This is a genomic window from Stenotrophomonas sp. C-A, from assembly GCF_054030835.1.
In genome coordinates, this window is the sequence record NZ_CM132916.1 from 3,159,818 (window position 1) to 3,172,510 (window position 12,693).

8 protein-coding genes and 2 tRNA genes are annotated in these 12,693 nt (G+C 67.1%); 8 read left to right on the forward strand and 2 right to left on the reverse strand.

Translation table 11 applies throughout. The features are described from left to right. Positions 1-86: 86 nt before the first annotated feature. Together cydC and cydD are read right to left on the reverse strand one after the other, a co-directional pair. Positions 87-1,760, reverse strand: coding sequence for a thiol reductant ABC exporter subunit CydC (cydC, locus tag ACW5IY_RS14885; RefSeq protein WP_049435073.1), 1,674 nt, complete (start codon positions 1,758-1,760; stop codon positions 87-89). Next, the gene (cydD, locus tag ACW5IY_RS14890; RefSeq protein WP_049435074.1) at positions 1,757-3,502 is read right to left on the reverse strand and encodes a thiol reductant ABC exporter subunit CydD; all 1,746 of its coding nucleotides are present in this window, start codon (positions 3,500-3,502) and stop codon (positions 1,757-1,759) included. The genes cydC and cydD overlap by 4 nt, the downstream gene beginning before the upstream one ends. 228 nt (positions 3,503-3,730) lie before the next feature. On the opposite strand from cydD, the gene ACW5IY_RS14895 reads away from it, so the two are divergent. The 8 genes from ACW5IY_RS14895 to pgaB all read left to right on the forward strand — a co-directional run bounded on the left by ACW5IY_RS14895 (position 3,731) and on the right by pgaB (position 12,693). Then, positions 3,731-5,320: a cytochrome ubiquinol oxidase subunit I gene (locus ACW5IY_RS14895; protein WP_197578438.1), complete on the forward strand. Its 1,590-nt coding sequence runs from the start codon at positions 3,731-3,733 to the stop codon at positions 5,318-5,320. Between the two features lie 15 nt (positions 5,321-5,335). Further along, positions 5,336-6,487 (forward strand): cytochrome d ubiquinol oxidase subunit II, encoded by a 1,152-nt coding sequence (cydB, locus tag ACW5IY_RS14900; RefSeq protein WP_049435076.1) that lies wholly within the window; start codon positions 5,336-5,338, stop codon positions 6,485-6,487. Between the two features lie 53 nt (positions 6,488-6,540). Beyond that, on the forward strand, positions 6,541-6,657 hold the full coding sequence (gene cydX, locus ACW5IY_RS14905) for a cytochrome bd-I oxidase subunit CydX (RefSeq protein WP_005410354.1): 117 nt from the start codon (positions 6,541-6,543) through the stop codon (positions 6,655-6,657). 56 nt (positions 6,658-6,713) lie between these two features. Further along, positions 6,714-6,790 (forward strand) — tRNA-Pro (locus ACW5IY_RS14910). A gap of 140 nt (positions 6,791-6,930) precedes the next feature. Continuing rightward, positions 6,931-7,007: transfer RNA gene (locus ACW5IY_RS14915), tRNA-Pro, on the forward strand. Positions 7,008-7,229: 222 nt separating this feature from the next. Then, positions 7,230-8,435: a CynX/NimT family MFS transporter gene (locus ACW5IY_RS14920; protein ID WP_049435077.1), complete on the forward strand. Its 1,206-nt coding sequence runs from the start codon at positions 7,230-7,232 to the stop codon at positions 8,433-8,435. 342 nt (positions 8,436-8,777) lie between these two features. Beyond that, positions 8,778-10,805 carry a poly-beta-1,6 N-acetyl-D-glucosamine export porin PgaA gene (pgaA, locus tag ACW5IY_RS14925; RefSeq protein ID WP_049435078.1) on the forward strand — a complete coding sequence of 676 codons (2,028 nt, stop codon included), beginning with the start codon at positions 8,778-8,780 and terminating at the stop codon, positions 10,803-10,805. A 1-nt stretch (position 10,806) separates the two neighbouring features. Then, complete coding sequence (pgaB, locus tag ACW5IY_RS14930) at positions 10,807-12,693, forward strand: poly-beta-1,6-N-acetyl-D-glucosamine N-deacetylase PgaB (protein WP_049435079.1); 1,887 nt, start codon at positions 10,807-10,809, stop codon at positions 12,691-12,693.

The following is a 12,693-nucleotide window of genomic DNA, read 5'->3' on the forward strand; positions in this document are numbered from 1 at the left end:
CGAGCCCATGCTCGGCTCCGTACAGAGGCAGCCGAGCATGGGCTCGGCTCTACAGTAGATCCACGCCACGCGCGGATGTGCATCGGTCAACGTTCGCGGACCAGCGCCCCATCGCGCAACCGGTACTGCGCATCGACCACGCCTTCAGGCAAGTCGTCGTGGGTGATCATCAGCAGGCTGCGCCCGTCCAGCAACCCGGAAAGGTCCCGCAACAGCGCGCGTGCGGTATCCACGTCGAGGCCTTCGGTGGGTTCATCCAGCAGCAGGATCGGCGCGTTGCGCAGCAGTGCACGGGCCAGCGCCAGGCGCCGCGCCTGGCCAGCCGACATCGTCGCGCCGTTCTCGCCCACCCAGGCCTGCAGGCCACCATTGCGCTCCGCCCATTCGCCCAGGCGCACGCGGCGCAGCACCGCCCACAACGCGGCATCGCTGGCATCGGGATCACCCAACCGCAGGTTTTCCGCCACGCTGCCAGCAAACACCGGCGCGTTCTGTGGCAGCCACGCCAGTTGCTGGTGCCACTCAGCCTGAGCGAAATCACGCAGGTCGCGGCCACCGTAGGTCAGCCGTCCCTGCTGCGGATCCCATAGCCGCAGCAGCAGGCTGGACAGGGTGGTTTTGCCACTGCCGCTGTCACCGCGAATCGCGATGCGCTCGCCCGGCGCCAGGGTCAGCTGCAGGCCGGACAACACCGGCCGCGCTGCACCCGGCCACTGGAAATGCACGTCATCCCAATGTACGCGCGCGGCCTGCGGTACCGGCTGTGGCGCTGCGGGATCCTCCACCGTCGGCGGCTGCTCGACGATGGCCTGCAACCGATCGGCGGCGATTCGCCCGGACTGCAGTGACTGCCACGCCAAGCCCATCCCGGCCCACAGTTCGATCAGTGCGACGGTGAGGAACACCAGGCCCGCCGCCATTTCCGGCGCGATGCGCTGCTGTTCGGCCGCATGCAGGGCCAATGCCAGCATCGCCACCAGGCCCAGCCCAGCCACCAGGCCATGCAGGGTCGAGGCCGCGATCAGGCGCCAGCGGCGCCGACGATCCCGCGAAGCCAGCTGCTTGGCGGCCACACGTACCTTCAACTGCCACGCCGCATCGCCATGCAGCGCGGCCAGATCGCCCGCACCCTCCAACCCTTCAAAGGCGGCGGTGCGCAGTGCAGCACGGTGCGCGGCACGGTCGGCCTCTTCATCGTCGCGGCCACGCACACCCAGCCACGGCACGCCGAAGGCGATCAGCAGCGCCAGCACCGCCAGCAGTACCGCTGCCGACGGCAGTATCAGCGCCGCCGATGCAACCGCCACCACCGACAGCGCGCCCAACGCCACCAGTGGCCCGATCGCACGCACCAGCAGCCCATCCACTTCACCGATGTCACCGAGCAGGCGCGCCAGAAGTTCGCCGGTGCGCGTAGCCCCCAACCGTGCGGGTGCCAGCGGCAACGCGCGGCGGAAGAACCACACGCGCAGGTCGCGGGCGATGCGCAGGGTGGCATCGTGGCCGACCAGCTTCTCGAAGTAGCGCGACACGATGCGTGCCATCGTCAGCCCGCGGATACCCGCGGACGGCGAGAAAAAGTTGAAGCCCTGGCCGAGGCCGGCCGCACCAGCCAATGCGGCGGCGGTGAGGAAGCCACCGGACAGGCCCAGCAATGCAGTGCCGGCCAGCATGGTGGTCCACAACAGCAGGATCGTCAGCAGCAGGCGCGGCCGATGACGCAGGAACACCGCGCGCAGCGAATCAGGCGAGCGGCTCATGCGCGCACCGCCTGTGCTGGTTCCACCAGGCGACCTTCCGGCAGCAGCAGGCAGCGATCGGCCCAGGCGATCACCGCTGGGCTGTGGGTGGCGACCACCACACTGCGGCCTCGTGCATAGGCCGCCAGGCTGCGCAGCAGTGCGGCCTCGGTATCGGCGTCGAGAAACGCGGTGGGTTCGTCCAGCAACAGCACCTGCGGGTCGCGCAGCAACAACCGGGCCAGGCCGATACGACGGGCTTCGCCGCCGGACAGGCCGAAGCCACGTTCGCCGATCACCGTATCCAGTCCCTGTGGCAGGCGCTGTGCGAACTGAAGCACCTGCGCGGCCTCGGCCACCGCACGCAGGCGCGCGTCGCTGGCGCCGGGATCTGCCAGGCGCAGGTTGTCGGCGATGCTGCCGTGGAACAGGTAGGGGCGCTGGCTGGCATAGGCCACCTGCACGCCGGGCCGCAGCTGCAGTTTGCCGGCACGCGGCGGCAGCCAACCGGCCAGCGCTTCCAGCAAGGTGCTTTTGCCGGAGCCGCTGGGGCCGACCAGAGCCAGCCGCTGGCCCGGTTCCAGCAGCACATCCAGATCCTGCAGCACGTCGTGCGGCGCGCCCAACGGGCGAAGAACCAGGCCCTGTCCCTGCAGCGGCGGCAATGCGGCTTCGGCCGGCTCCACCGCCAGCGGTGCGATCTCGTTCTCGATCAGGCCCTGCTCGTCCGGCAATGACTGCAGCAGACGCTCAACCTCGGCCGCCGCTGCCAGTGCATTGGCGCGGTCGTGGTAGTGCGCAGCCAACCGCCGCAGCGGCGCGTAGAACTCCGGCGCCAGCAGCAGGCAGAACAGGCCCGCGCCCAGCGTCGGCACCGCCGAATGCAGCGACATCATGCCCAGATAGCTCAGGCCCAGGTACAGCGCGACCATCGCCACGCTGACCGAGGCAAAGAACTCCAGCACCGTGGACGACAGGAAGGCGATCCGCAGCACTTTCAGCGTACGCACGCGCACACCTTCGGCGGCCGCCTCGATACCCTCCAGCTCGGCCTCGCCGCGGCCATACAGGCGCAGCAGGCCCAGGCCCTTGATGCGGTCGGCGAAGTGGCCGCTCATCCGCGCCAGTTCGCCCAGCTGCGCACGACCGGCGGCTTCGGCACCCCACCCCACCAGCATCATGAAGAACGGCACCAGCGGCGCGGTGAACAGCAGGATCAGTGCCACCACCCAGTCCACCCAGGCCACTGCAGCCAGGATCAGCAGCGGCACCACCACCACTTCGGTGCGCACCGGCAGGAAACCGCTGTAATAGCTCTCGATCGCATCGCCGTGATGCAGCATCAGTTCGCCCAGCTCGCCGGTGCGGCGCTGGCGCAGCCACAGCGGCCCATGGCCAAGCAGGCGCGCGAACACACGCTCGCGCAGGGCCAGCCGCGCGGCATCGGCCACATCGCCTGCGGCCGACTGGGTGGCGCTGCCCAGCAGCGTGCGCAGCACCAGGATCACGGCCAACCCAGCGAGCACCGGCAGGCCCGACGCCAGCGGTGCGCGTTCCACCAGCACCTGCTGCACCAGCCAGGCGATGGCAGCCGCCTGGCCGATCAGCAGCGCGCCGGACAGGCTGATGCACAGCGCCGCCAGCCTCTGGCGACCTCGAGCGGAGCGGGCGAGATCGGCCAGCCAAGCGCTGCGGGCACGCCGCTGGCGGGTCGTTTCGGCTTCCGGGGAAAGGCCGTCAGGGGTCGTTTCGGCAGCGCTCAAGGGGTCTTCACGGGCAACAGGGGAGACACGGCATTGTAGGCGCAGGCAACAACCTCCCCCTGCGGCCGGCGGTCGCAGTCTTCATCGGGTTGGCATACGATCCTCCTGAATACCCATTCATACATTGATCTGGATCAAGGCTGTTTGAAGTAGTCGGTCACATCATTCACGTCGTAGACCACCCTTCCCGCCACCTGCAACGGCACTATCCAACGAGGTAGCCAGGCCATGATTGATCAGACAGTCGTAGAGCTGTCGCGGCTGCAATTCGCGCTGACCGCGATGTACCACTTCCTATTCGTACCACTCACCCTCGGCCTGTCCTTCATGGTGGCCATCATGGAGAGCGTGTACGTGATGACCGGCAAGGAGATCTGGCGCAGGATGACCCTGTTCTGGGGCGTCCTGTTCGGCATCAACTTCGCCATGGGCGTCGCCACCGGCATCGTCATGGAATTCCAGTTCGGCATGAACTGGTCCTACTACAGCCACTACGTGGGTGACATCTTCGGTGCGCCGCTGGCCATCGAAGGCCTGATGGCATTTTTCCTGGAAGCCACCTTCGTCGGCCTGTTCTTCTTCGGCTGGAACCGCCTGAGCAAGGTCAAGCACCTGATGGTGACCTGGCTGATGGCACTGGGCACCAACCTGTCGGCGATCTGGATTCTGATCGCCAACGGCTGGATGCAGAACCCGACCGGCGCGGTGTTCAACCCGGAAACCATGCGCATGGAAGTCGTCGACTTCATGGCCGTGGTGTTCAACCCGGTGGCGCAGGCCAAGTTCGTGCACACCGTCAGCGCCGGCTACGTGACCGGTGCGGTGTTCGTGATGGCGATCAGTGCCCTGTTCCTGCTGCGCAACAAGCACAAGGACCTGGCCCGTCGTTCGTTCGCGGTGGCCGCGGCGTTCGGCCTGCTGTCATCGCTGTCGGTGGTGGTGCTGGGTGACGAGAGCGGCTACGCCGCCAGCGAACACCAGAAGATGAAGCTGGCCGCGATCGAAGCGATGTGGGAGACCGAGCGTGCGCCGGCCGACTTCACCGCCTTCGGCATCCCGAACCAGGAAACCCACCAGAACGACTACGCGGTGAAGATCCCCTACCTGATGGGCCTGATCGCCACCCGTTCGTTGAACCAGCCGATTCCGGGCATCCTGGAACTGGTCGAGCGCGCCGAACACCGCGTGCGCGGTGGCCAGCTGGCCTACGGTGCACTGGAACGCCTGCGTGCCAACAAGAACGACGTCGAGGCGCGCGAGATGTTCGATCGCCACTGGCAGGACCTGGGCCACGGCCTGCTGCTCAAGCGCTACCGCGATGACATCCTCAACGCCACCCCGCAGGAGATCTCGCAGGCGGCGATGGATACCGTGCCGCGCGTGATGCCGCTGTTCTGGACCTTCCGCGTGATGGCCGGCCTGGGCTTCTACCTGATCGCCTTCTTCGCCCTGGCCTTCTACTACTCCTGCCGCAACAACTTCCAGGACAAGCGCTGGTTCCTCAAGGTGGCCCTGTGGACGCTGCCGGCACCGTGGATCGCGATCGAGTGCGGCTGGTTCGTGGCCGAGTACGGTCGCCAGCCGTGGGCGGTCGATGGCGTGCTGCCGACCTTCTATGCGGCATCGGGCCTGGCCCTGCATGAAATCGTGCTGACCCTGGCCGGCTTCACCGCGATCTACACCGCGCTGATCGTGGTCGAGATCAAGCTGATGCTCAAGGCGATCCGCAAGGGTCCGGACGAGGTACTGCCGTCGCTGCAGTCGCCCCAGCCGCACGCTTCCCACAATGCCTCGGCGCCCGCCGCCGGCCAGGCCTGAGGCAGGAGAACCACGATGGATTTCATTCTTCTGGACTACACCACGCTGCGCGTGATCTGGTGGCTGCTGCTCGGCATCCTGCTGATCGGTTTTGCCGTGATGGATGGTTTCGACCTGGGCGTCGGCACCCTGCTGCCCTTCGTTGCCCGCAACGATGCCGAGCGCCGGCTGGTGATCAACACCATCGGCCCGGTCTGGGAAGGCAACCAGGTGTGGCTGGTGCTCGGTGGCGGTGCGATCTTCGCCGCCTGGCCGCCGCTGTATGCGGTCAGCTTCTCCGGGTTCTACCTGGCGATGTTCGTGATCCTGTTCGCCCTGATCCTGCGTCCGGTCGGCTTCAAGTTCCGCAGCAAGATGCCCAGCGAACGCTGGCGCAACACCTGGGACTGGGCGCTGTTCATCGGCGGCTTCATCCCGGCGCTGATCATGGGCGTGGCGGTGGGCAACGTGGTGCTGGGCGTGCCGTTCCACTTCGATGACAGCATGCGCATCTTCTACACCGGCTCGTTCTTCGGCCTGCTGATGCCCTTCGCGCTGCTGGCCGGCCTGCTCAGCGTATCGATGCTGGTCGCCCACGGTGCGGCCATGCTGGTGCTGAAGACCGACGGCCCGGTGGCCGAACGTGCGGCACGTTTCGGCAGCATCGCAGCGATCATCGCCTTCGTGCTGTTCGCGGTGGGCGGTGCCTGGGTGGCCTTCGGCCTGCCGGGTTACCAGATCACCTCGCAGGTGGTTACCGATGGCGCCACCAATCCGCTGCTGAAGACTGCCGAACTCGGCGCTGCCGGTGGCTGGATGCGCAACTACAGCGCGATGCCGGCCACGATCTTGGCGCCGCTGCTGGGCCTGGCCGGCCTGCTGGCCAGTGCGGTACTGCTGCGTGCCCGTCGCGGCGGCCTGGCCTTCATCGCCTCCGGTGCGGCCATCGCCGGCATCATCCTGACCGTCGGCTTCGCCATCTTCCCGTTCCTGCTGCCGTCCTCCAGCCAGCCCACCTCCAGCCTGACCGTGTGGGATGCCTCGTCCAGCCACCTGACCCTGTGGATCATGCTGCTGGCCACGGCGGTGTTCCTGCCGATCATCATCGGTTACACCACCTGGGTGTACCGCGTGCTGAAGGGCAAGACCACCACCGAAGAGATGGGCAACAACCCGAACGCTTACTGATTGACGGTGTGCCGGCCCACGGCCGGCACACCCTTGAACAAAGGAGATCGACCATGTGGTATTTCGCCTGGATTCTCGGCGCCGGCCTCGCCTCGACGGTGGCCATCCTCAACGGCATGTGGTTCGAAGCCCGCGAGCAGAACCGTATCGAGAAAGAAAATCGTCGCTGAGCTGTAAAAAAAACCTTGCCGCCTTGGCCTTCACACGGTATCTTAGGCGGCTCCTTCGGGGTGTAGCTCAGTCTGGTAGAGCGCTACGTTCGGGACGTAGAGGTCGCAGGTTCGAATCCTGTCTCCCCGACCACTCAAGTGGTCGCATTGAAGCCTGGTGAAGTCGTCCAGGCTTTTTTGTTCCCTGAAGTGGCACTGCTTCGGCAGTGTGAAGAAAACAGCATTCACCCCTTGCCGCCATCGGGGTGAATCGCTAGAATAGGCGGCTCCCTTCGGGGTGTAGCTCAGTCTGGTAGAGCGCTACGTTCGGGACGTAGAGGTCGCAGGTTCGAATCCTGTCTCCCCGACCACTTCGGTGGTCACCAAGAAGCCTGGAAGACATCACTGTCCTCCGGGTTTTTTTGTATCCAGCGCCCGGCGCGCCCGCATGACGGGACCTTGCCGGACCGCACACGTACAATGGCCGCGCTGCCGGCCTGCCCGCAGCCACTCCCCCACCTGCCGCTTCGGCGTAGACCGATGCCGGCGCTGCATGCCGTTGCTGCGGCATGCGACACCTGCAAGGACCACCGATGAGTTCCTCCACTTCCGATTCGCCGTCGCTGCTGCACGGTCGCGTCCTCGCGTTTGCCGCGATCCTGCTGGCAGCAGTCAACCTGCGCACTGCGGTCACCTCGATCACCCCGCTGCTGGACGTGCTCGGCCAGCAGTTCGGCTTCGGCACCACCATGACCGGCGTGCTGGGCATGCTGCCGACCGCCTCGTTCGCGCTGTTCGGCGTGGCCACGCCGGCACTGGCGCGGCGCCTGGGCCTGGAACGCACCACCCTGCTGGCAATGGTGATGGCAATGGCCGGCCTGCTGCTGCGTTCCAGCGCCGGCAACGTCGGTACGCTGTTGCTGGGTTCGGTGCTGGCGCTGGCCGGCATGGGCATCGGCAACGTGGTGGTGCCGCCGCTGGTGAAGCGTTACTTCGCCAACAAGGTCGGCACCATGAGTACGCTCTACATCAGCGTGCTGCAGCTGGGCACGATGCTGCCGGCGCTGCTCGCGGTGCCGATGGCCAACGCTGCCGGCTGGCGCGTGTCGCTGGGTATGTGGGCGCTTCTGGCACTGGCCGCCGCACTGCCCTGGCTGGTGCTGGCCAGGCGCGCGCCGAAGCCGCAGGCCGACGCCACCGACCCCACCGCGCAGCCGCATGGCAAGGTCTGGCGCACGTCGCTGGGCTGGAGCATGACGCTGATGTTCGGCATGACCTCGCTGATGACCTACTCGATGTTCACCTGGCTGCCGCGCATCGTGGTCGAGGCCGGTGGCACGCCCGCGTTCGGCGGCGTGATGGTGGCCGTGTTCTCGGCGCTGGGCCTGCTGCCGTCGCTGGTCATTCCGTCGATGGCGGTTCGCATGCAGAACCCGTTCCCGCTGGTGCTGATCGGTTTCTTCTCGTTCGTGATCGCCTTCACCGGCCTGCTGCTGGCCCCCATGAAGGCGCCGCTGCTGTGGGCCTGCCTGCTCGGCGTCGGTCCGTCCACCTTCCCGCTGGCGCTGACCCTGATCAACCTGCGCACCCGCACCCCCACCGGCTCGGCGGCGCTGTCCGGGTTCATGCAGGGTGTGGGCTACAGCTTCAGCTGCCTGGGGCCGTTCCTGGTCGGCTGGCTGCACACCGTCAGCGACGGCTGGACGATCCCGTTCAGCTTCCTGTTCGGCTGCGCCACCCTGATGCTGTGCGCCTCCTGGGTGGCCTGCAAGCCGCGCAAGCTGGAAGACCTCTGGTAAGCCGCGTGGGGCCCGCAACCGGCCCCACCTACCGCTCGTCAGCCCGTTTGCGCATTTTGACGCCGGGCTGACAATTCCGGGCGGATAGTGCCCACGAATGCCCATCCTTGCCGTGTGCCGGCATCGGGCATGGGGGCGGCAGCGCCGCCCAGGCCACCACTCGGTGTGCGGGGGACTCTCGTTTCAGACAAGACATTGCAGGTCGCTGTCCTGGTTCCGCCCATCCCTGCTGGATGGGAGTTCGCGAGGGGAGTGACGCAGGCCACGGCCATCCCAAAATCTGGCATGTGATGTGCGTCACATTTTTCAGGTTGTCTGGTTCGGAAGCCAAGGGGGTCCCCAATGGTTGTCCACCGCCGGCTGGCGCTCTGCGTCGGCCTTGCCTGTACCGCCCTGGCCTGGGCCAGCAGTGCTGCCCCGACCGGCCGCGAGGCGGCCCTGGCCGAGATCGGCCGCTACCGCGACCAGGCCCGCTGGCTCGATGCCCTCGGTACGATCGAGCGCGCCAGCCAGCAGCAGCCCAACGACGATCTGCTGTTCAAGCTGCGCGTCCTGACCCTGGGTGACATCGGCAATGCCTGGCGCGCCTGGGAGCTGCTCCAGCAGCGCCCGCAGCTGTTCGACGCTGCACAGAAGCAACGCATCGAAGGCGACTACCTGGCCAAGCTGGTGGTCTGGAGCCTGGCCTACAGCAGCAGCGAAGACAGCCGGCTGGAAGAGGCCGAATCAACCCTGGCGCGCATGCAGCGCTACGTCGGCGCAGAGGGCACCCCACCCGCGCAGGCGCCACTGCGCATCCGCCTGGACCGGCTGATCCTGCTCAACCGGCTGGGCCGCCATGCGCAGGTGCGCGAGGAAGCCCGCGCACTGCAGGCCGAAGGCCATGCCCTGCCCGACTATGTGCTGCCCGCAGTGGGCGATTCGTTGATGGGCACCCTGCATCCTGAGGAAGCCATTCCGGTGCTGCAGGCGGCCGTCGCCGGCGATCCAACGCGCGACGCCTCGCATTCGGAACTGGCTTACGCCTACCTGGAAAGCGAGCAGCAGGAAAAGGCCGTCGACCTGCTGCAGGCATGGCGCGACAAGGAACCTGCCTGGCGCTGGAGCAACGGAAAGTCGCCGTATCCAAACTGGTCGCGCTACGAGGCCGACCTCAACCTGGCGATGGTGCGCGCTTACAGCGGTGACCTGCCCACCGCGCAGCGCGATCTGGAATCGATGGTCGACATCGCACCGGGCAACGGCGGCCTGCAGAGTGCGCTGGGCAGCGTCTACATGATGCGCGGCTGGCCACGCAGGGCGCTGCAGCGGCAACAGATGGCGCATGCGCTGGACCCGCGCGACATCGAGCCACGGCTGGGCATGCAGGAAGCCTACGTCGCTCTGCAGCGCGATGACCTGGCGCGACCGCTGCACGACGATCTGCTTGCACGCTACCCCACCCAGCCCGCCGTCGAACGCATGGACCAGGCCTGGCGCGCGCATCGCGGTTGGCAGCTGAAGGCATGGACCGACATCGGACGCAGTTCCGGCGGTGGTGGCACCTCGCCGCTGGGCAACGACGACCGCCGCTATGGCATCGAGGTCCAGACACCCATACTCGACGATCGCTGGCGGCTGTTCGCCTTCGCCGACCGGCGCTCGGTCGATTTCCAGGACCAGCGCATCGACCCGCTGTGGCTGGGCGCGGGCGTACGCTACCGCTTCAGCCGGCTGGATGCGGAAGCAGCGGTACTGCGCGCCAACGACCACATTGGCGATACCGGGCTGCGCGTCGGCGTGGGCTGGCAGTTCAACGACTACTGGCATGCCGGGCTGGTGGCCGCACGCAATGATCCGGAAGCCTCGATGCAGGCGCGCGTGGCCGGCATCACCGCCGACAGCGTGAGCGCGCAGGTGGACTATCGACGCAGCGAGCTGACCCACTGGATGTTCGGCGCCAGCCGCTTCCGCTACGACGACGGCAACCATCGCGAACTGTTCAGCACCAGCCTCGAACAGCGCCTGCTAACCCGCCCGCGCTGGCTGGTCGATGGCCTCGCCAGTGCCTACACCAGCCGGGGCAGCCGCGACGACGCACCGTACTTCAACCCGAAACGCGACCGCATGGTCGAGATCGGGCTGCGCATCGACCAGCAGCTGTGGCGGCACTACGAGCGCCACTTCCGGCACCGGTTGACGGTCTCGCTCGGCGACTACTGGCAGGATGGCTTCGGCAGCGCGCTGGTGCCGTCGGTGTCGTACATGCACGAATGGCAGCTGGGCCCGGGCCGCGTGTTCGAGTACGGCGTGCGCTGGTCGCGGCCAGTCTACGACGGCCACCGCGAGCGTCATCTCGGCTTCGAAGCCGCACTGCGCTGGGGAGACTGACATGGCCCGCATCCTGCGACTGATCGTGCTCCTGCTGCTCGCCAGCGCACCGCCGGCATTCGCGCAGCAGGCCCTGCATCTCGATGCGATCGACAACGGCCTGCTGATCCTCAGCTACCATGACATCCGCGACCAGGTTGCTGCAAAGGGCGATGCCGATACCTACGCGGTAAGCACGCAGAACTTCGCCGCCCACCTGGACTGGCTGGGGGCACACGGCTACCACCCGGTGTCGCTGTCGCAGGTGATCGACGCCTCCCAGGGGCGCGCCACGCTGCCGCCCAAGCCGGTGCTGCTGACCTTCGATGACGGCCTGCGCAGCGTTTACGACAAGGCTTTCCCGCTGCTGCAGGCCTACCACTACCCGGCGCTGGTGGCGGTGATCACCGACTACGTGGACATGGCACCGGGGCGCACCATCGACTATGGCTACCGCCCCTTCGGCCGCGACGACTTCATCACCTGGGCACAGCTGAAGCAGATGCACGACAGCGGCCTGATCGAGGTGGCCAGCCATACCGACGATCTGCATCACGGGGTGCTTGCCAATCCACAGGGCAACTCGACGCCGGCGGTGGTCACCCGCATCTACAGCCCGGCCACGCACAGCTACGAAAGCGAGCCACAGTACGAGCAGCGCCTGCGCGCCGATCTCGGCCGCAGCGTGCAACGCATCCAGCAGCACCTGGGCGTGCGCCCGCGCGCCATCGTCTGGCCCTATGCCGCCTACAACCAGTTGAGCAACGACATCGCCGAGCAGCTGGGCATGCCGGTGTCCTTCGATCTGGAAGGCCGCAGCACACCGGTGGCCAGCGACCTGCACGGGCTGGCGCGTTTCCTGGTAAGCGACAACCCGACCGTGGAGGGCCTGGCCTTCGAGCTGCGCCGCGATGTTGCACTCGATGGCATCCGTGCGCTGCAGGTCGACCTGGATGATGTGTATGACCCGGACCCGGCACAGCAGGCGCGCAACCTCGATGCACTTGTCGAGCGGGTCAAGCGCATCTCACCCACCCACGTCTATCTGCAGGCCTTCGCCGACCCGGACGGCAACAACACCGCCGACGCACTGTACTTTCCCAACCGGCACATGCCGATGCGCGCGGACCTGTTCAGCCGCGTTGCCTGGCAGCTGAAATCGCGCGCGGGGGTGAAGGTCTACGCATGGCTGCCGGTGCTCGGCTTCGAGCTGCCCGACCCCGCGCAGCGCAAGGCGCTGGCGATCCGCAACGGCGATGCCGATGGCATGTACCGGCTGGATTTCACCAACCCGCGAGCGCGCCAGATCATGCTCGACATCTACGAGGACCTGGCGGTCAACTCGTACTTCGAGGGCCTGCTGTTCCATGAGGATGGCTATCTGCGCGACACCGAGCTGCCCACGCTGGCGGCCGGCGATGGAGGCAGCGCACGCACGCAGGCATTGATCGACTTCACCCTGGCACTGCGCAACAGCGCGCAGCGCTGGCGACCGAAGCTGGCCACGGTGCGCAACCTGTACGCGGAGCCGGTACTGCGCCCGCAGAGCGAAGCCTGGTTCGCGCAACGCCTGGACCTGTTCAACAAGGCCTACGACCAGACCGCACTGATGGCGATGCCGTGGATGGAAGGCAGCAAGCGTCCGGAACGCTGGCTCGACCAGCTGCTGGCCGCGGTGCGTGCGCATGACCCACAGCTGCAGCACACCCTGTTCGAACTGCAGACCGTCGACTGGCGCAGCGGGCAACCGATTCCCGCCGAGCGCCTGCGCGCGCAGATCCGCCAGCTGCAGGCGCAGGGCGTGCACCACTTCGCCTGGTACCCGGACGACTTCATCGCCGACCAGCCCTCCACCCGCGATGCCCGCGCGGCCATGTCCGCCGGCAACTTCCCGTACCCGGAGAAGTGA